At 66.1% G+C, this 18997-nt stretch carries 21 protein-coding genes and 1 riboswitch; of the genes, 8 read left to right on the forward strand and 13 right to left on the reverse strand.

The window, feature by feature from the left end; translation table 11 throughout:
* Positions 1–21 precede the first annotated feature (21 nt).
* Positions 22–870: a DUF1206 domain-containing protein gene (locus ACFC25_RS16290; RefSeq protein WP_376046925.1), complete on the reverse strand. Its 849-nt coding sequence runs from the start codon at positions 868–870 to the stop codon at positions 22–24.
* Between the two features lie 212 nt (positions 871–1082).
* On the opposite strand from ACFC25_RS16290, the gene ACFC25_RS16295 reads away from it, so the two are divergent.
* Positions 1083–2660: a hypothetical protein gene (locus tag ACFC25_RS16295; protein ID WP_376046928.1), complete on the forward strand. Its 1578-nt coding sequence runs from the start codon at positions 1083–1085 to the stop codon at positions 2658–2660.
* A 1-nt stretch (position 2661) separates the two neighbouring features.
* Complete coding sequence (locus tag ACFC25_RS16300; protein WP_376046930.1) at positions 2662–3102, forward strand: hypothetical protein; 441 nt, start codon at positions 2662–2664, stop codon at positions 3100–3102.
* 147 nt (positions 3103–3249) lie between these two features.
* Here the strand turns inward: ACFC25_RS16300 and trmB are convergent, their stop codons facing one another.
* Positions 3250–4173, reverse strand: coding sequence for a tRNA (guanosine(46)-N7)-methyltransferase TrmB (gene trmB / locus ACFC25_RS16305; RefSeq protein ID WP_376046933.1), 924 nt, complete (start codon positions 4171–4173; stop codon positions 3250–3252).
* 67 nt (positions 4174–4240) lie between these two features.
* Positions 4241–4663: a hypothetical protein gene (locus tag ACFC25_RS16310; protein WP_376046936.1), complete on the reverse strand. Its 423-nt coding sequence runs from the start codon at positions 4661–4663 to the stop codon at positions 4241–4243.
* A 127-nt stretch (positions 4664–4790) separates the two neighbouring features.
* Here ACFC25_RS16310 and ACFC25_RS16315 point away from each other — a divergent pair, with 127 nt between their 5' ends.
* A complete protein-coding gene (locus tag ACFC25_RS16315) occupies positions 4791–6098 on the forward strand; it encodes a CynX/NimT family MFS transporter (protein ID WP_337347365.1) in 1308 nt (435 codons plus the stop codon).
* Positions 6099–6162: 64 nt separating this feature from the next.
* Here ACFC25_RS16315 and soxR read toward each other — a convergent pair whose 3' ends face one another.
* Positions 6163–6621, reverse strand: coding sequence for a redox-sensitive transcriptional activator SoxR (soxR, locus tag ACFC25_RS16320; protein WP_376046938.1), 459 nt, complete (start codon positions 6619–6621; stop codon positions 6163–6165).
* Positions 6622–6730: 109 nt separating this feature from the next.
* Here soxR and ACFC25_RS16325 point away from each other — a divergent pair, with 109 nt between their 5' ends.
* Positions 6731–8143 carry an MFS transporter gene (locus tag ACFC25_RS16325; protein ID WP_376046941.1) on the forward strand — a complete coding sequence of 471 codons (1413 nt, stop codon included), beginning with the start codon at positions 6731–6733 and terminating at the stop codon, positions 8141–8143.
* A 21-nt stretch (positions 8144–8164) separates the two neighbouring features.
* Here ACFC25_RS16325 and ACFC25_RS16330 read toward each other — a convergent pair whose 3' ends face one another.
* Entirely contained in the window at positions 8165–8767 is a 603-nt protein-coding gene (locus ACFC25_RS16330; protein ID WP_337347362.1) for a dihydrofolate reductase family protein, read from the reverse strand.
* Positions 8768–8807: 40 nt separating this feature from the next.
* The gene (locus tag ACFC25_RS16335) at positions 8808–9533 is read right to left on the reverse strand and encodes a class I SAM-dependent methyltransferase (protein ID WP_337352078.1); all 726 of its coding nucleotides are present in this window, start codon (positions 9531–9533) and stop codon (positions 8808–8810) included.
* Between the two features lie 340 nt (positions 9534–9873).
* Between ACFC25_RS16335 and ACFC25_RS16340 the strand changes: the two genes are divergently transcribed.
* A complete protein-coding gene (locus ACFC25_RS16340) occupies positions 9874–11775 on the forward strand; it encodes a DEAD/DEAH box helicase (protein WP_376046946.1) in 1902 nt (633 codons plus the stop codon).
* 140 nt (positions 11776–11915) lie between these two features.
* On the opposite strand, the gene ACFC25_RS16345 is transcribed toward ACFC25_RS16340, so the two are convergent.
* From ACFC25_RS16345 to ACFC25_RS16355, 3 genes are all read right to left on the reverse strand, one after another.
* Positions 11916–12566, reverse strand: a complete 651-nt coding sequence (locus ACFC25_RS16345; protein WP_376046948.1) for an MBL fold metallo-hydrolase — start codon at positions 12564–12566, stop codon at positions 11916–11918.
* A 25-nt stretch (positions 12567–12591) separates the two neighbouring features.
* Positions 12592–13587, reverse strand: coding sequence for an aldo/keto reductase (locus tag ACFC25_RS16350; RefSeq protein WP_376046951.1), 996 nt, complete (start codon positions 13585–13587; stop codon positions 12592–12594).
* 71 nt (positions 13588–13658) lie between these two features.
* Positions 13659–14285: a nucleoside/nucleotide kinase family protein gene (locus tag ACFC25_RS16355; protein ID WP_376046954.1), complete on the reverse strand. Its 627-nt coding sequence runs from the start codon at positions 14283–14285 to the stop codon at positions 13659–13661.
* A gap of 131 nt (positions 14286–14416) precedes the next feature.
* Between ACFC25_RS16355 and ACFC25_RS16360 the strand changes: the two genes are divergently transcribed.
* Together ACFC25_RS16360 and ACFC25_RS16365 are read left to right on the forward strand one after the other, a co-directional pair.
* The gene (locus ACFC25_RS16360) at positions 14417–15352 is read left to right on the forward strand and encodes an ABC transporter ATP-binding protein (RefSeq protein ID WP_376046957.1); all 936 of its coding nucleotides are present in this window, start codon (positions 14417–14419) and stop codon (positions 15350–15352) included.
* Entirely contained in the window at positions 15349–16119 is a 771-nt protein-coding gene (locus ACFC25_RS16365; RefSeq protein WP_337352083.1) for a hypothetical protein, read from the forward strand. The genes ACFC25_RS16360 and ACFC25_RS16365 overlap by 4 nt, the downstream gene beginning before the upstream one ends.
* Here ACFC25_RS16365 and ACFC25_RS16370 read toward each other — a convergent pair.
* From ACFC25_RS16370 to ACFC25_RS16380, 3 genes are all read right to left on the reverse strand, one after another.
* On the reverse strand, positions 16097–16465 hold the full coding sequence (locus tag ACFC25_RS16370; RefSeq protein WP_376046959.1) for a DMT family transporter: 369 nt from the start codon (positions 16463–16465) through the stop codon (positions 16097–16099). The two genes, ACFC25_RS16365 and ACFC25_RS16370, sit on opposite strands and share 23 nt — an antisense overlap.
* The gene (locus tag ACFC25_RS16375) at positions 16465–16788 is read right to left on the reverse strand and encodes an SMR family transporter (RefSeq protein ID WP_337347353.1); all 324 of its coding nucleotides are present in this window, start codon (positions 16786–16788) and stop codon (positions 16465–16467) included. The genes ACFC25_RS16370 and ACFC25_RS16375 overlap by 1 nt, the downstream gene beginning before the upstream one ends.
* Positions 16789–16797: 9 nt before the next feature.
* Positions 16798–16863, reverse strand: a riboswitch (guanidine-III (ykkC-III) riboswitch).
* Between the two features lie 69 nt (positions 16864–16932).
* Positions 16933–17463: a ferritin gene (locus tag ACFC25_RS16380; RefSeq protein ID WP_337347352.1), complete on the reverse strand. Its 531-nt coding sequence runs from the start codon at positions 17461–17463 to the stop codon at positions 16933–16935.
* A 266-nt stretch (positions 17464–17729) separates the two neighbouring features.
* On the opposite strand from ACFC25_RS16380, the gene ACFC25_RS16385 reads away from it, so the two are divergent.
* A complete protein-coding gene (locus ACFC25_RS16385) occupies positions 17730–18326 on the forward strand; it encodes a hypothetical protein (protein WP_376046963.1) in 597 nt (198 codons plus the stop codon).
* A gap of 36 nt (positions 18327–18362) precedes the next feature.
* Here ACFC25_RS16385 and ACFC25_RS16390 read toward each other — a convergent pair whose 3' ends face one another.
* Positions 18363–18989: a HutD family protein gene (locus tag ACFC25_RS16390; RefSeq protein WP_376046966.1), complete on the reverse strand. Its 627-nt coding sequence runs from the start codon at positions 18987–18989 to the stop codon at positions 18363–18365.
* Positions 18990–18997 lie beyond the last annotated feature (8 nt).

The following is an 18997-nucleotide window of genomic DNA, read 5'->3' on the forward strand; positions in this document are numbered from 1 at the left end:
TAGCCCGGCCGGGTAATGGCGTTACTGTGTCATCTTGGCCAGTTTGGCCCGCACCACCATGTAGACGCCGTAGCAGATCAGCCCGGCGCCCACCGCGGCCAGCAAGTATACGCCGAAGGGCTGGTCCCGCAGCGCCTTGAGCCCGCCGTCCAGGCCGGTGGATTCCTCCGGGTGCGCCCGCAGGGTGGCGATGGCTATCAGCAGTCCGGTCAGGACCAGGACAATTCCTTTGGCAACATAGCCTGTCACGCCCAACACGGTGACTGCGGTGCGGGCCCGGGGGTCGGCCGGCATCATGAGGTGCTTTTCGAACGACTTCTTAACGCCGCGGATCCCGTAGATCACACCGGTAACTGCGATTCCCACGCCCAGCAGGACCAGGACCGCCACACCGCCGGGCGCCTTCATCAGGCCGACCGTCAGGTCGGTCGCAGACTGCTGGTTATCCCCGCCGGATCCGGTTCCCAGGGCAAAGGAAGCGAGCGTCAGGGCAAGTCCCGCAAACACCAAGGCCTGCGCTGCTGCCTTGAGTTTTTTTCCAGCCTTTTCCTTGGTGGGCAGGTGGCCATAGTCAAAGATCGCGTCGCTGGCTTGCCAGATGGCCAATGCCGCACAGGCCGCGAAGCTCCCCCACAACAGGAAAGGCCCCGCCGGCTGGCTGGCGAGCTCCGCCACGGCGCCGCTGAAATCGGCGCTTCCGCTGCCACCCGTGGCCAGCCGGATGGCGATGAGGCCCACAAGGAAGTGAAGGACTCCGCTGGCTGCAAAACCGGCCCTCGCCAGCAGCTCGAACGTGCGTGAATTGGTGACATCCTCCGCGGCATCTGCGGCTTGCCTTAGTTCTTTTTTGATGGCCGTTCCTTTGTGCAAGCGCCCAGGGAGCGCGAATGTGCGTGCCCCCACCACAAGGCCAATCGTGCCATGTCAACCCGCTTCCGAACAGCCCGTTGGTTGCCCTGGAAGAGACGCTGCTGAAGCCGACCCGGCGATGGGTAGTGATCCCCATCGCCGCGTGAGGGATGCTGTGGAACGATATGGTCAACCGCAGGCCCTGGGCCGCACACTTCTGTTGGGGAGACACGATGACCATATACGGCGCTGACGTCAGCCAGTTGCGCGAGTTGGCCAAAGCGGTGGAAAGGGCAGCCTCGCTCCTCAGCAGCAGGGCAACATCGCTGCAGGGCCAGATCCAGGCGGCACCGTGGAAAGGCGCCGATGGCGAACATTTCCGCCAGGACTGGACGAGCAACCACCGCCCCAGCCTGGAACGCGTGGTGTCGAGCCTCCGGGAGAACTCCAAAATCCTTCTGAAGCATGCCGAAGAGCAGGAGAATGCCTCTGGCGGCAAGGGCGCTGGCTCCGGCAGCATCTGGGACAGGCTCCAATCCCTGGCCAGCCAGGCCAAAGAATGGCTCAGGGTGCAGACCGAGAAGGCAGCCGAAGCGGCGGCCCACCGGCAGGAACTCGAGCAGGGCCTGGACAAAATGCTGGACGCAAGCCCCGAAGAGCAGGCGCAGTGGTGGAACAGCCTGTCCGCTGCGGACCGCCAGTACCTGATCGAAGGCGAAGGGGAGGACGGTCCCTTGGCCGAGGACCTGATGAGAATGGACGGCGGCATTCCGGAGTCCGCCCAGGAGCAGGCGAAGCAGCACCTACAGGACATTGCCAGGGCCGATATCCCCGTTTACACGGAATCCGGCAAGGCATCCATCGAAGCCAGGGTTGCCTGGGTCCACGGTGGCGCCGAGGTGGGCACCCAGGTAGTCGAGAACGCTGACGGTTCGGCCACCATGAAGGTGTACGGAAACATGGGCCTGGGCGTCAATGACACCTCAGGGACCGCCGGCGTCACGCTCAGCGGGGAGGTCTCCCGTGAGTACACGTTCGGCAGCGTGGAGGAAGCCATGGCTGCCCGGGAACAGATGTACAAGGACCTCCCGCCGGACAGCGTCGGAGAAATCAAGGACGTTGCCGGCAACCCGCCGGGCTACATCCTGGACACCATCAACGACGCCGCCGAGGACAACGGCTCAACAGGCCAGACGGACAAGGCCAAGGGGACGCTGTCGCTGGAAGCCGAGGGTGAATCGGGCCCCGCGTCCGGTTCAGCGAAGCTGGATCTTGCCTACGAGCGGAACCTGACGGACGGTACTGCCACCGCCAGCGGTGAGGTGTCGGCGCAGGGCAAGCTGGACCTTGAGGGGCGGGTCTTTGAAGCATCCGGCAAGGGTGGCCTGGAGGTGAACATGGATAAGGGCAACAACATTGAGTCGGTCTCTGTCTCCATGGAAGGCACCGTAGCTGAAGGCGTAACGGCCGGAACTGATGTGAAGGCTGCCAAGGTGGAGTCCACCGTGACTGCCGGCACCCAGGGCACGGTGAAGATCAATGTTGACTACTCACCCGAGAACAAAGCTGTAATCGATAGCTACCTGCGGAATGTGGCGACAGGTAACGACGCCGGGGCCGCATCCGACGCCGCCAAACTCTACGAGGCCGGCTCCGCCACCGTACAGGTCAATACCGTCGTGACAGCGACCAACGAGGCCGGCTTCGACGTCAAGCTGGGCGAGGTGGAGGTCAAGACCGAGAACCAGGCCACCACCAACGTGTCCACGTACTATAAGGTCCCGAACGACACGAAGCTCGAAAGGCTCTGACGTGCACATCGAATCCCCGCTCGGCTTCATCGCCGACTTCCCCGAGCACACGCAGGTACTGGAAGACTCATCGGCCGGACCCAACACCGCGCAGTACGGCTTGCTGGGTGAGGTCCTCGTGACAGTCATCAAGGATGACACGTCCGTCCAAGGCGCTGCCCAGGCCAACGGCTGGGCGCACCTGATGTCAGATTTCTATCTGGAAGAGCGCAAAGGGACCCTGCTCACTGAGGGTGAACTGAACATTCCAGGCAGGTCCTCGTACGCCGTCCTGGTGGGCTACACGGACCAAGAGGGCTCGGCCAAAGTGGCCGCGTCCGTGGGTACCTGGCAAAACGACCGGTTCATTGGGACCTTGGTCATCTGGCCCTACATCAACCCCGAAACCGAACCGCGGGTGGACCTCCTGAAGGAGATCGTCTCCTCTATCCGGCCTGCCTGAGGCGCCCCCTCGGCAGGGGCAGGCGTCCCTCGGGCAGCCGCTCGCGACCTCCGGCCGACGCTCGGCCCAGGGGGCAAGCCGCTCGCGCCATGCGCTGCGAGCCGCCCGCGCCATGCGCTGCCGGCCGCCCGCGCCGTGCGCTGCCGGTTACAGCCGGCGGTAGCAGAGGTCGAAGATCAGCCGTCCGGCCTCGTGCGCTTTGGCCTCGAAGCTGGTGCGGATCCTGCCCTCGAAGCGCGGGGCCCAGCCGCCAGTTTCATCGATGCCCTCATTGGGGCCGGTGTGCTCAGTGCTCACCGGGGCGCGGCCCTCGCGGACCGGGGCGCCGCCCACCAAGGACTCGACGCCGGACTGCCACACCTGCGTCAGGGGGCTCTCCGGGCCACGGCGCTGGCCGGTGTGCAGGTTCTCGAAATCGGCCGAACCGGCGAGGACGTCGCGGACGTGGACGGCGTAGTTGGACCAGTCCGTGGCGATCCTCCAGAGACCGCCCGGTTTGAGCGCCCGCGCGGCCAGGTCTGCGAATTCCGGTTGGATGAGGCGGCGCTTGTGGTGCCGGGATTTGTGCCACGGGTCCGGGAAGAAGACCCACAGCTCGGTGACGGAGCCGGCGGGCAGCATGGTGGCCAGCACCTCCGGGGCGTTCGCCTCCACCACGCGCACGTTCTTGAGCCCGCGGCTGTTGATCTTGATGATGGTGTTGGCCAGGCCGGGTGTGTAGACCTCGACGGCCAGGAAGTCGGTGTCCGGGTTCTGCTCGGCGGCGTGGCAGATGGCGTCGCCCAGGCCGGAGCCGATCTCCACGATCAGCGGGGCGGTGCGTCCGAACTCGGCTTCGGCGTCGAAGGTGTAGTCAGGGTGCACCGAGGTGTTGGCGACGTGCCGGGGGACGTCCACTGCCCATCTCTCGGCGTGCTCTTCCCAGGCAGTCTGGCGGCGGCCCTGCAGCCGGGTTCCGCGGCGCACAAAGCTGACCGGCCTGCCGCCGTAGGTGCCGAATGACGCCTGGGTGCCAGGTGTTACCGGCCGCGGGACATGCGGCGGCTGGGAGGTTTCTGGGGTTTCGCTCATCCCTTCCAGAATAGAGGAGATCGGCGTACCGGCGGTCCGGGGGACTTGCCGAGGGCGCGGGGTACGTTCAGTCAAAGAACCAATGCCGCAGGTGCGGCATGGTGAAAATCAGGCCGAACGTAAAGACCACCGCATTGATGCACAGTGCGGCCACGGCGGACGCCCGGCTGGGTGACGTGGCCGGTGTACGCGTGAGACTAACGATGGCCAACCCTACCGACACGAGGCCGGAAATGGTCGGCACGCTCAGAACGATCAGTGGTGTAAACCGATACACGTACATGGGCGCAGCGAGGTAATAGGCCCCAACGTTGAACAGCACACCCATCGGGAGGGTACCGACGAGGCTAAGTGGCGCTGCGATAGCGAACATCAAGCTGGCGAAGCCGTGGCTGGCCCCTCGGGCAGCAACGGGGCCGGTTGACGGGGAAGGCTGCAGCAGTGGCGGGGACGGTCCCTCCGGCGGAGGGACCTGCGGCGGAGCGTTCATGGGTTTCCAATCGCTGCAGGGACTCGTAACGCCTCGAGCCTAGAAGGACCGCGCAGGCCAAACCAGTGCCGCAACTGCCTATGTGGATAACCCCGCCCGAAGCCTCACCCGGGCCAGGCCTGACAGAATGGGTCGCGTGACTCCCGCCAAGCCTAAGGAAGGGCCGGACCTCCTGGTCGACGCCGAGATTGACGACGTTCCCGCGCCGTCCCCTACAGAGCTCCCCGGCGGTCCTAACAGCCGCAAAACGCTCGTGTACCTGGGTCTCTGCCTTGTACTGATCGGCCTGAACCTGCGCACGGTGTTCTCGAGCTTCGCGGCCGTGCTCCCGGAGATCAGGTCCGACGCCGGCCTCCCGGGCTGGGCCATCGTGGTGCTGACCACCGTGCCCGTTACGCTCCTGGGCGTTTTTGCGCCCCTCGCGCCGGTCCTGGCACGCCGCTTTGGGGCCGAACGGGTCCTACTGGGCGCGATGGCCGTGCTCACGGCTGGACTCCTGCTGCGGCCACTGGATGCGGGGGGCCTCATCCCGGGGATGGGCCACCTGCCCGCTTTGCTCGCCGGGACGGCGGCCTGCGGCGCGGCCATAGCACTCTGCAATGTCCTCCTGCCGGGGCTCGTAAAACGCGACTTCCCGCACCGCCTTGGTCTTATGGGAGGGCTGTACACCACCGCCATCTGCGCTTCAGCCGCGCTGGGAGCCGGCTTCACCTATCCGGTTTTCACGGCGACGGGGGAGTGGACCTCGGCGCTGTGGTTCTGGGCAGTACCTGCCGCCGTCGTACTTTTGCTGTTCCTGCCGGTGGCGTTGCGGCAGCGCCGGGTGCGGCATCAGGCACTGGCGGGCGGCGTGAACGTCTGGCGCTCGGCCGTGGCCTGGCAGGTGACGGTCTTTATGGTGCTGCAGGCCATGATGTCCTTCAGTGTCTTCGCCTGGCTGGCACCTATCCTGCGCGAGCGCGGCGTGGACGGCGGGACGGCCGGGCTGATGGTGTCGGTGTCGATCGGGCTACAGATGTTGGGTTCCCTGTTTGCGCCGGCGCTGGCGGCGAGGTTCCGCGACCAGCGGGCCATCAACACAGTGGTGGCGCTGATGACCGGCAGCGGGTTCGCGCTGAGTATCTTCGGTCCACTGGAGCTCATCTGGGCCTGGACGGGGTTGCTGGGGCTGGGGCAGGGGAGCCTCACGGCAGTGGCGCTGACCATGATCATGCTGCGGACCCGGGACGGGCACACCGCCGCGCACCTGTCGGGGATGATGCAGGGCGTTGGTTATGGCCTGGGGTCCACCGGGACCCTCATGGTGGGTCAGTTGCATCAGGCCACGGGATCCTTCACGGCTGCCGGGATCCTTTTCCTGGTGGTTGGGTTGCTTGCTGCGGTGTTCGGCTACCGCGCGGGCCGGAACCGGTTCGTCGGCAGCCCAACTGGGTAGCAGCAGATGTCGTTATGAGGGCTCAGAACGACACCTGCTGCTACTTACTTGGGGTGGCTGGTGCTCAGGTGCCGTCCCAGCGGCGGGGGCCCGTGCCGCCGTCGCCCAGGCTGTCCTCCGGGTTCTGCAGCCGGCACGCCTTGAGGCTGAGGCAGCCGCAGCCGATGCAGCCGTCGAGGTCGCTGCGGAGGTGCTCCAGCACGTCGATCCGCGCGTCCAGTTCGGCGCGCCAGAGTCGGGACAGCCGGGACCAGTCCCGTTTGGTGGGTGTCCGCCCCTCCGGCAGTGAGTCCAGCGCCGCGCGGATTTCCTTCAACGGGATGCCCACCCGTTGGGACACGCGGATGAACGCCACTCGCCGTAGAGCATCCCGGCGGTAGCGCCGTTGGTTGCCGGATGTGCGCTCGGAGGAGATAAGGCCGTTGCGTTCGTAGAAATGAAGGGCCGACGGCGCCACTCCGCTCCGGTCCGATAACTCGCCGATGCTGAGGGTATGGTGCTTCCCGGCGGCCACCTGTGGCATGCTTTCCCCCTATTGGATCAACGGCGTTCCGCGCCGGTGGTCTAATCCGCTCCGCAACCCGGCCGCCCGCCTTGACCTCAACCTTAGTTGAGGTCCTAGGTTTGCGTCCATGACTTCTGATCAGGCCGTAACCGTGCGCGATTCCACCCTCCCCGCCACCGACCCCGCTGCAGGGATCCTGCAGCGGCCATACCTGTGGGTGACCATCGGCGCGTGCGCCCTGGTTTTCCTGGCCGCTTTCGAATCCCTGGCGGTGACCACCATCATGCCTGTGGTCAGCCGCGACCTGGACGGAGCCAGCCTGTATGCCCTGGCTTTCGCAGGACCACTGGCCACCGGCGTGATCGGCATGGTGGCGGCCGGAAACTGGTCCGACCGGCGGGGCCCCACTGCACCGCTGTACGCCTCCGTGGCGCTCTTTGTCGCTGGCCTGCTGATCGCTGGTACTGCGGCGTCGATGCCTGTGCTTGTGGCCGGCCGGCTGGTCCAGGGGCTCGGCGGCGGCGCGATGACCGTTGCCCTGTACGTCGTGGTGGCCCGGGTCTACCCCGCGCTCCTGCACCCGAAAATTTTTGCCGCTTTTGCTGCCGCCTGGGTGATCCCGTCCCTGGTGGGCCCGTTCGCGGCCGGCATCGTGGCGCAGGTCCTGAGCTGGCACTGGGTGTTCTTAGGCGTGGTGGGGCTGGTGGTTCCTGCCCTGGTAATGATCGTTCCGGTGCTCCGTGGCGTGGACCGGCAACCCCAGGAATCGGCAACCCCGCCCTGGGCTGTGGGCCGCCTCGCGTGGGCAGGGCTAGCCGCGCTGGCTGTCCTGGCGCTTAACCTGTCCGCCGAGGTCCGGGTGGCCGGGATCCCCGCTGCGCCGGGCGTTTTTGCCGCTGCCGCCATCGTGGTCGCCCTGGTGGCTGTCCGCCCCCTTGTGCCGCGCGGAACCCTGACCGCCCGGCGCGGCCTACCCAGCGTGATCCTCACCCGCGGCCTCGTGTCCTCGGCGTTCTTCGGCGCCGAGGTGTACCTGCCCTACCTGTTGATCGAGCAGTACGAATTCTCGCCCACCTTCGCCGGCCTCACCCTGACCGGAGGCGCACTTGCGTGGGCTGCTGCCTCCGCGATCCAGGGCCGCCTTGGCAACAGGCTGGACCACCACGCCGCTGTGCGCCTCGGCTCGGTTCTGGTGCTGGCCGCCATTACCCTGGCACTGGTAACCACCGCACTGAACTGGCCAGCCGCCGTCGCGATTGCCGGCTGGATCTTCGCTGGCGGCGGCATGGGGCTGCTGTATCCCCGGCTGAGCGTTATGACGCTGGCCCTGTCCACCAAGGACAACGAGGGCTTCAACAGCTCGGCAATGTCCATCTCCGACTCGCTGGGCGGCGCCCTCGCGCTCGCCTCCACGGCCATCGTCTTCGCGGCATTTACGACGACGGCGGAATCGTTCGCCGGCGTCTTCGCCCTCGCCGCTGTACTCGCCGCAGCCGGGGTCGCCGTGGCGCCGAGGGTCTCGGCGCGGACGGCCCGGTAGGCCTGCCCGATACGCGGCAGCTCAGTAGTCCGGGCGGGGGAGGACGTTGAAGTAAAGATGCGTGACGCCGTCGCCCTCAATCACCCGCGTCCGTTCCAGTTTCACCGGGGCGGCGTTGAGGTGGTCGAAAAAGCGGATTCCGGTTCCCAGCAGCCAGGGTGCCAGGTTGACGCGGATCTCCGCGAGGAGGCCAGCGTCGATCGCCTGCCGGATGATGTCCGGGCCGGCGAGGCCCACGTCCTTGTCCCCAGCCAGTTTCTGGGCTTCGGCAGCGGCCTCCTGGAAGCCGCTGGTGACGAAGGTGTACGGCACGCCCTCGCGGGGCCAGCCTTCCGGGACGGAATGGCTGAGCACCACAATGGGACAGTCGATGGGATGGTGCCCGTCCCAGCCGTGGGTGATGTCGAAGATGCGGCGCCCCACCAGCAGCGCGCCCGCAGTGGACATGGTCCGGCGGAGATGCCCCGCGCTGGCCTCCGAGACATGCCAGGTCATGTCCGGCCTGGCGGTGGGAACCTCCACGGGGCCGTTCTCGTACCAGTCGAACAGTCCGCCGATGGTGTCATCGGGGAGGGCGATGAACCCGTCCAGCGACATGGTCATTTCGGCGATGAGCCTTGCCATGGTTCATTCCTTCCACTGGGGATGGTCCGGAAAGCGGTGATCAGGACAGCCGGGTAGCCCGGAGCACGGTATCACCGATGACGGCTTCCCGGCCGTCAGGTCCGGCGACCACCCGCTCCCTTGTGGTGCTGACCTCCACCTGCCATTCAGGCGAGTCCAGGCCAAGTTCCTGGACCAGTTCGGCGGGCGTGTAGAACATCTCATGCGAGTTGTGGTTTCCCCACGGCGGCAGCCGGTCCGGATGGTGGCCAACGATCAGTAGTGTCCCGCCGGGCTTGACGGCGCCAGCGGCGGCCCGCAACGGACCCTGCCACGCCAGCTGGGGTGAGTGCAGGAACTGGGAGGACACAAGATCGTACGTTCCTGCAGGCTGCCAGTCCTCGAGGTCGCACTGTTCCCAGTGGATGCGGCTGGGAATCTCGCCTGGCCCCTTGGCGTGCACGCTTTCGCGTTCCAGCGCGGCTTTTTCGTGGGTGGCGGCCCGTTCGAGCGCGACGGCGGAAACGTCGACGGCGGTGACAGTCCATCCTTGCTGGGCGAGCCAGATGGCGTCGGCCCCTTCGCCGCAGCCCAGGTCCAGTGCCTTGCCTGGCCGGAGGCCGCCTCCTTCGCGGACGAGTTGTGGATTGGGTTTGCCGCTCCAGAGCTTTGGCTTGCTGCGGTACCTTTCGTCCCAGGCTTCAGCGGCACTTTGGTGCGGTTCGTCGCTGAGCCGGGTGCCGCCGTCGTCCGTTACGTGGTGGTGGTCTTCGCCCTGTTGCGTCATGCCTCAAGCCTGCTCCTGGAGGGCCCCCGCTGGCAACGCCCCGCAGCACCGCCGGGGGCATAAGGCGGGGCTACACGCGGCGGGATGCTAGACTGGTGAAACTTGATGTGCAGTGATGCCCGCTTGCTCCCTAAATCGGAGTCCCGAATTTTGGGAAGCGGGTTTTTTCATGTGAGAGGCACATCCTGCGTCGATGAACGCGTTCCATTTGGTCCCAGCCGCCGCCCTGAACCGGGCAGCAGCACGGTTGATCACCTGACTTTTCTTCGGCGAACCCCTGAGCCAACCGGCGTCGGGGGCCGATATCCGCACGGATACCGCCTGAAAGACCTTTGACTACATGACTACTTTCGCTGCCCTCGGCACGCCCAAAGCACTTGCCGACACCCTCACCGCCCAGGGAATTGTTGAACCGTTCCCCATCCAGGTCAAGACCCTCCCGGACACGCTGGCCGGACGCGACGTCCTGGGCCGCGGGCGCACCGGCTCCGGCAAGACCATCGCTTTCGCCATCCCGCTTGTAGCACGACTCGCTGAGCGGGAAGCCAAGCACTTCCGCAAGCCCGGCCGCCCCATGGGCCTGGTCCTCGCACCGACCCGCGAGCTCGCCACCCAGATCAACGCCACCATCGAGCCGATGGCCAAGGCCATGGGCCTGAACACCACCGTGATCTACGGCGGCATCTCCCAGGCCCGGCAGGAAAAGGCCCTCCGCGCCGGCGTCGACATCGTCATCGCCTGCCCGGGCCGCCTCGAGGACCTGATCCGCCAGCGCATCCTGGCCCTCGAAGCCGTTGAGGTCACCGTGCTGGACGAGGCCGACCACATGGCCGACCTCGGCTTCCTGCCCGTCGTGAAGAAGCTCATGGACATGACCCCCAGCCAGGGCCAGCGCCTGCTCTTCTCCGCCACCCTGGACAACGGCGTGGACAAGATCGTCCAGCGCTACCTGTCCAACCCGCTGACCCACTCCGTGGATGATCCCCAGGCTGCGGTGACCACCATGGAGCACCACGTGCTGGTGGTCAACGACCAGACCGTCAAGAAGCAGCTGATCGTCGAGCTCGCTTCAGGCGCCGGCCGCCGCGTGCTCTTCATGCGCACCAAGCACCACGCCCGAAAACTGGCCAAGACCCTGACCGACGCCGGGATCCCCGCCGTCGACCTGCACGGCAACCTTTCGCAGAACGCCCGTGACCGCAACCTGGCGGAGTTCTCCTCCGGTGAGGTCCGCGTGCTGGTGGCCACCGACGTCGCCGCCCGCGGTGTCCACGTGGACGACGTCGAACTGGTGATCCACGTGGATCCGCCCACCGAGCACAAGGCATACTTGCACCGCTCAGGCCGTACGGCCCGTGCGGGTTCGGACGGCACTGTTGTCACGCTGACCCTCCCGGAGCAGCAGAGCGACGTCAAGAAGCTCATGAAGGCAGCCGGCGTCGAGGTCAACTTCGAGCGCGTCACCGCCAACTCCCCGCTGGTCGCCGAACTCGTGGGCGAAATGGCCGACAAGATTGACCCGCGCACCCGGGCAGCACTGCTCGCCAGCAAGGCAAAGCAGCAGGGCGGCGGCACCTCCACCGGTGCCAACGCCGAGCGCAAGCGCGCCCGTCGCACTACCCAGGCGGCCCCCACCGCGGGTGGCCGTGGCGGACGTGGCGGACGTGGACGGGTCTCGGCTGAGGCTCCGCGCACCGACCTGCCCCGTGCAGAGCGCCGCGCAGTGGCCTACGAAGGCCAGGCCGCTGCCCGCAACGCCGCAGACCGCGTCATCGAGCAGAACGAAGACCGCGCTATCGCAGCGGCGGCCGCACGCCGCAACGCCCGTGGCCGCGGTACCGCAGCTTCCACTCACCGCAACGACGTCCCCGCAGCAGGTGGCCGTGCATCGGCTGGCCGCGGTTCCGACGGACGCGCGGACTCACGTGTCACCCGCAGCGATGCCCCCCGCGGCGGTACCGGACGCCCGGCTACCTCCGGCGGACAGCGCGGCGGGCGCCCGGCAACGGGCCAGCGCGCAGCAGCCGGAGCAGGTGCCCGTACTGGTGGCGGACAGCGTTCCGCAGGTGCCGGTGCAGCCGGCGGCGGCAACAAGGCTGTCTGGTCCTCCAACACTGGCGGAACGTCGGGCGGCTCCTACGCAGGCAACGGCGGCGGCGGTCGCTCAAGCGATGGCCGTCCGGCCCGCAGCGGCCCGCGCCGCGCGTCAGCACCGGCGTCGAACGAACGCCGCAGCCGCTAATCCCCAACGGTTCCCTAACCTCGCAAGCTCGGTCAGGGAACCCGGCGGTTGTGGGCCCAGGTTAACCAACATCGAGTGCTCCGTAAACGCCGTTTAGAGGGTTCATAACGGCGTTTGTGGAGCACTCGATGGGTTAAGCGCTACCAGCCGCGGGCGCGCCACTCCTCCAGGTGTGGGCGTTCCGCGCCGAGGGTGGTGGGCTTCCCGTGGCCCGGATGTACCACGGTGTCGTCCGGATAGACGTCAAACAGCCGCTCGCTCACATCGTTGATCAGCTGGCTGAACCGGTCCGGATCCTTCTGGGTGTTGCCCACGCCTCCGGGGAAGAGTGAATCCCCAGAGAAGATGTGCGCCGGGCCATCCGGATCCTGGTAGACGAACGCCACGGATCCGGGGGTGTGCCCGCGCAGGTGCACTGCCGTCACGTCGAAGCCGTCGAAGTTGCCGATGTCGCCGTGGTCCAGCAGGACGCCCACCTTCACCGGGAGCTCCGGGGCGTCGTCAGTTCCGGCCGCGGTCCTGGCTCCGGTCGCTTCCACCAAAGCGGGAAGTGCACGGACATGGTCCCAGTGCTGGTGCGTGGTTGCTATGAGTTCCAGCTTGGGCGTTGCAGCGGTGTCCGCGGCGGCGTCCTGCAGCAGCCCTTGAATGGCGGGAAGATCGTCCGCCGCATCAATCAGCAGCTGCGCGCCGGACTCCTTCGCGGTCAGCACATACACGTTATTGTCCATCTCGCTGACCGAAATCCGGCGGATGGTGATGTTCCGTAGGTCGTGAATGAGCGTTTCCATGGGCTTCAGCTTATTCAAGGCCTGGTTATTCACGGCCCTGGGACACCCAGTTGGGGTCCGCCGAGCGGGAGCCGACGACGGCGTCCGCGGCCAGGTCCAGCGCGTCCAGTTGCGCCTGGGTCAGGTCGAGGGACAGGGCGCCGAGGTTTTCGTCGATCCGGTGCGTTTTGCGCGTGCCGGGGATGGGGACCACGGCCAGTCCCAGGCGGTTGCCCTGTGCCAGCAGCCAGGCGAGCGCTACTTGGGCGGGAGTCGCGGCAAGCTCCGCCGCGACCGACCGAACTGCCTCCACGACTGCCTGGTTGGCGTCTGCGGCGTCCTCGGCGAAGCGCGGGATCCGGCGTCGGAAGTCATTGGCACCGAGGCTGGAAGCGTCCACGGTGCCGGTGAGGAATCCCCGGCCCAGGGGCGAATACGGCACAAAGCCCACACCGAGGCTGGCGGCGGCCGGGACAACGTTGCGTTCCACGTCCCGGCTCCAGATGGACCATTCGCTCTGGACAGCGGCGATGGGGTGCACTGAGTTAGCTTCGGCCAGCTCCTGCGCAGTTACCTCGGACAGGCCAAGATGTTTGATCTTGCCCTGCTGCACCAGCCCCGCCATGGCCTCCACGGTTTCCACAATCGGAACGCGGAGGTCACGGCGGTGCATGTAGTAGAGGTCGATGACGTCCGTGCCCAGGCGTGTAAGGCTCGCGTCCACAGCCTGCCGGACATAAGCGGCGTCGCCCCGGATGTCCGTGTAGCCCTTCGCCGGATTGCCCACCAGTGAGAACTTAGTGGCGAGCTGCACCTCATCCCGGCGGTCCTTGAGCAAGTGCGCAATGAGTTCTTCGTTGCTGCCCCCGCCGTAGATGTCCGCGGTGTCAATGAAGCTGACGCCGGCATCAACGGCATGATGCAGGGTCTGGAGGGCTTGGCCCGGGTCAACCTCGCCGTAAACCGGTGTGAGGGCCATTCCGCCGAAACCCAGGGGACTGACCTTGAGGCCGTCGCCGAGGTGGACTGATGGTGCAGTCATGAGCGCGCTCCGTTCATTGTGGATGTGTGTCCCAGCCAAGAACCCCGGCCTCGGCCGGACTATTCCGGGTCCTAGCCCCAGGGGATGATCCGGTCCGCTCGCTGACGGGTGCTTTCGATCAGCACGGCGTTGGCTTCGTCCGGGCCCGTCGCCCATGCTTCAGCCGCCGCCCGCACCATGCCGAACTCCACGTGCCGGTCCACCAGCCGGCCAAGCCGCAGCTCCGGCGCCGTTTCCATGAACCAGACCTCGTCAAGCTGCGCGCGGACTTCCTTCCACTGCGGCGTTTCGGCCAGGAGATAGTTTCCTTCAGTGATGACCAGCGGCACGGAAGCCGGAACGGCGATGGAGGCGGCCACCGGCTCGTCGAGCGTTCGGCGGAACTCCGGGGCGTACACCACGTCCTCATCCCGACGCACCAAGCGCTGCAACAGCGACAGGTACCCGCCGACGTCGAACGTGTCCATGGCGCCCTTGCGCTGCCGCAGCGGTGTACCGTCGATGATCGCGTTGCCCAGGTGGAAGCCGTCCATCGGCACCACGACGGCCAGATCCGCGCCGAAGTGCCGCTGGAGCCAGGCTGCAAAAGTGGACTTTCCCGAGCCGGGGGCACCGGTGATGCCCAGCAGCGTACGTTGGCCGCCGTCGAGCCTGTGCCGGAGCGCGGCCACGGCTTGGGTCACTTCAGGGGAATCCATGGGAAAAGCCTAAACCGCCCGCTGGTTCTCGCTGGCGTCAAGTCACAAGCCAGCCCTTTAGTCGATCGTTTTTAGTGATACTTTCGAGACGGCCATAGGGGATGCGCCATTGTTTACGGAGGGATTGTCCAGTGGGGTCGACATCTGGCGCCGGTTCAGGGATTTCCTTCGAGGGAGTCACCAAGGCATATGCGGGTCGGAACGTGGTGGATTCCGTCAGCTTTGCCTGTCCAGCCGGATCCATTACCGGATTCCTCGGCCCAAACGGTGCGGGCAAGTCAACGACGCTGCGGATTGCGGCAGGCCTGGCCCGTGCAGATGCCGGAGAAGTCCTGTTCAATGGACACCGGCGCGAAGACCTCGAAAGTCCGGGACGTACCATCGGCTTCGTATTGGATCCCACCGCGTTGCACCCGGGCCGATCGCTGCAGGAGACCCTCAAGCTGAACGCGATCCTGCTGGATCTGCCGCCCTCCGCCGTCGCGGAGGCGCTCAGCCTTGCTGGCCTCGAAACAGTGCGGAAAAAGCGTGTGGGATCACTTTCCCTGGGGATGCGTCAGCGCTTGGTCCTGGCCATGGCTCTCCTCGCCGGGCCGCAGTTTCTGGTCATGGACGAGCCCACCAACGGGCTCGATGCTGACGGCGCACTCTGGGTCCGGAAGTACCTCAAGCACTTCAGCGCCCAGGGCGGCACTGTGCTGCTTTCGAGCCACCTCCTCCGGGACATGCAGGCCGTGTCCGATCACATCGTGATGATCGACCGGGGGAGGATCGTCGCTTCCGGCACCGCCGCGGAGTTCAGCGTCAGTTCCCGAACCAAGGCCATCGCCGTCGAACCGGACCGTCTTGCGGACGTCTGTGAACGACGCGCCTGGGCCTTCCACCTGACGGGGAGGGAATTTCTCATCGACGTATCGCCCGAGGAGATCAGCCGGGCCTGCCTGGAGCACGGCGTGGTGCTGACGCATCTTTCCAACATTACGGAGTCGGCGCTCGAGGAGAAGTTCCTTGCGCTGACCTCCGGCGAATTCAGCAGCCGTAACAACACCATGGAGCAGATCCGATGAGCCAGTCCACCCTCTGGCCAGCGCCTCTCTTCCGAGGCACACGGCAGGTCGGATTTGCCCGCCTGGTTGCCGTCGAAATCCGCAAACTGGTGGACACCCGCAGTTCGCTGGCGATCTTCGCAGTGCTGGCATTCGTTGCCCTGGCCCTCGTGGTGGGATTGGCGGTGATCGGTACAAGGCAAGGCACCCCCGTCACGTTCACCAGCCTTGCCGGGAGCATCGGTCTGTTCACCACGCTGGCGATGCCGCTCATCGGAATCATGGGAATGACTTCCGACGCAGCCCACCGCACCACCGTCGTCTACTACCCCCTGTTGCGGGGACGGGCCAGGCAATTCTGGGCCAAGGTCCTGGCTGCTGCCCTCCTCGCTGTCGCTCTGCAGTTCTTCGTGTTCCTGCTGTCCGCCGTGGTGGCGGCAGCCTTGGGCGGTGGCGGAACGGGAGCATTCGACGGTGCGGGGCAGGAACTGTGGGACGGGCTGGCAGCGTGCCTCCTGAGCACCATGTTCGGTGTTGGCCTGGCCGCAGCGATTCGCCGGACCGCTTTGGCCATCGTCGCCGTCATCCTGGTCAGCCTGGTGGGCAACGGCCTCATCCTCGCCCTCCTCCCGGATGCCAGCGGCTACCTCAGCACGATCACGGCCGTCGGTGCACTGGTAGGCGGGCCGGAAGCACCGACGGCCCTGGAAGTGATTTCGTCGCTGACTCTTTGGTACGTGCTGCCACTGGGCATCGGCTGGTGGATTACGGAGAAGAGCGAGGCGTAGCGTCGGCGTTTTTGCCGGCGGGCAGCGACTTCAGCCCGGCCGCGCAACCCACGATGCCCGCGATGAACAGCACCTTCAGCACACTGAAGGGCTCGACGCCGGTGGCCATCGCCCAGCCGACCGTCAAGGCTGCACCGATCCCCACCCACACGGCGTAAGCCGTGCCCAGCGGAATGCTGCGAATGGCGAGCCCGAGGCCAACCATGCTGAGCGTCGCCGTCACAGCGAAGACAACGGCGGGGAAGGGCCGGGTGAAGCCGTCGGACAGGCCCAGTGCAGTGGCCCAGACGGCTTCGAGGACAGCGGAGGCAAGGAGCATCACCCAGGCCGCGGAGCGCTTAGTCATTACGCCACCACCTTCAGGCCAACCACGCACGCGGCGATGCCTGTGAGCAGCAGCAGTCGTGCCGCCGTCGGACGTTCCGCCCTGGTGGTGATGGCGTAGGCGGAGGTCAGCACCACACCCACCCCCACCCACACGGCGTAAGCGGTACCGGTAGGGATGGCTTGCATGGCAATGGCAAGGCCGGCCATGCTGGCGAGGACTGCTGCCAGGAACAAGATGGCGGGGGCGATGCGGCGCCGGCCCGATGCCTGGAAGGTCCGGTGCAGGGCGGCCGCCCAGACGGCTTCCAGCGCCCCGGAAAGAATGAGGATTAACCACGACATGACAGATCCTTTGGCCAGTCTTGTCGCGTGCCGGGTACTGAACCGTCGTCCGGAGGGTCCGTTGCGGAGCCTTAATCCCAGCGTAGCAACGCCCGACGGCGGGTGGCCACGTTGGTGGCCAACCTCACCGCCGGGAGGGGGGGCTTAGAGGGCTCCGCCGGCCGCTTCCGGGGCAGAGGCGTCGCGGCCGCCGTCGCCAATCGTTTCGCGGGCGATGAAGTTCTCGATGTCGAAGAGGTTGTCTGCGCGCTCGGCGATGTTCAGGAGCGTGGTCATGGCGGCAACTTCCTCCACCTGCTCCTTGAGGAACCAAAGCATGAACTGCTCGCCCAGTGCGTCATCCTCGGAACGTGCGGCGCGGAAGAGTGCCTCGATGTTTCCGGTCACTTCCTTTTCCTGCTGCAGCGCCAGCGCCAAAGGTTCCGTCACTGAGGAGAAGTCGTTGCGTACGGTGGGGACGCCCGGGATGGTGAAGGGGATGTCGCGGTCCAGCATGTACTGCACCATCATCATGGCGTGGTTCCGTTCCTCAACAGACTGCCGGTAAAAGTACCGGGCCAGCTGTGGGAGGTCCTGGTTGGCGAACCAGGTGGCCACGGCAATGTACTGCTGCGAGGCGGCAAACTCGTTGCCGATCTGGGTGGACAGAAGCGCATTAAAGGGTGTGGAAGTCATAGCCCGAGTCTAGGAGCGGCACCCCAGCGTGACCAGTGTGGAAAGGCTCAGCTAACGGGCCCTAGTGCCAGGCAAACGCGGAGAGTAGCGTTCCTTACAAGAGAAATGTTCGTCTGACTGGGCTCCGGACACCTGTGTGGTGAGGAGGAGCGCCTCGTGGACATATCACCTTCCCCCAAAGCCACTGGCGGCCGCACGCCTGGATCCCGAACGGAAGCAATGAACACACGGCTCACCGCTGTGGGCCACCAGTAGAGGAGGAAACCATGATTCACAAGGCACTCGCCGCCGCGGCAGCATTGATCTCGGCAGCCGGAATGGCGGTGGTATCGGCCGCGCCCGCGCTGGCGCGACCCCTAACGCACGAACATATTTCGGATTCCGGAAGCGCCATTGCGCAGGAGGAGAATCCCAACTTCTGCGCCGGCGTGGTGGACTTCCCTGTACGGCACGACTGGGATGTTGAGGCGATGTTCCTCTTTACCCAACGCGGCGACGGCCTGGCCTACGCGGTAAATCCCCTCCGGCGGACCGACGTGTGGACGAACACTCTGAATGACCAGAGCTTCACCATCACGCGGGTCGAGCAGGAGAAGGATCACAGCATCATAGACAACGGCGACGGCACGTTGACGATCGTTTTCTCTGCATCCGGGGTCGAGAAGGCCTACGGCCCGGACGGGACGCGTCTTTTCATGGACACGGGAACGTTCAGGGCCGAAGTGCTCATTGACCACGGTGGGACACCGGCCGACCCGTTCGATGATGAGTTCCTTGAGTTCGTGGGCGTGATCACCGACCCCGGGCGTGCTGACACGGAAGGACGGGATTTCTGCGAAGACCTCGTCACCTTCATCGGTTGAGCGGGCCCGGGCTGGTACAGGTGGGGCTGCTGCGGGTCAGCCTTCCACACGGTCGATCGAGACGACGGCCAGGAATCCGCGGCCCAGGATCTCCGGGGAACGGATATCGGAACCGACGACGGCGTCGTATCGGTTGAGTGCCTCGGGTTCCGGGGCAGGGGCTGCTTCGGCAGGGCCTTCCGCTCCGCCGTCGGCCTCGCCCGCAGCGCCCGGGCTGACCGTGGCCGAGCCCTGCAGCAGCACCGCCAATTGGCCCTCGAACACCGGGTGGGCGCGCTTCTTCGAAAGTTCGATGATGGACGTAAAGCCCTTAAAGGAATCGGTCCGGGTGATGACGTTGAGGTTCCGGACGTCGCCCGTGGGCAGGGCGCCGTGGGCAGCGGCTTCGCCTGAGAACCTGAAGGGCCTGTACTTTTCCAGCGGATGCTCGGCCCCGTCCACGGTCAGCAGGAGAAGTTCGCCCTCGACCACCGTGAGTACCCGCTCCATGCCGGGGAACGGGGAGAAGTCGCCGGCTTTAGTGAGTTCGGCGATGCTGACGCGCCAGTCCCACGCCCCGTCCTGTGCGGAGGCGGCCTGCGGGTGGCTGGCAAGCTCCCGCGTCACCCCGCCGCCGTTGCGCCATGGTTCGTTCCTGAGCTCTGCAAAGCGGATGATCTCCATCCGACCAG

The organism is Pseudarthrobacter sp. NPDC055928, from assembly GCF_042270935.1.
In the GTDB taxonomy this organism is placed as follows: domain Bacteria; phylum Actinomycetota; class Actinomycetes; order Actinomycetales; family Micrococcaceae; genus Arthrobacter.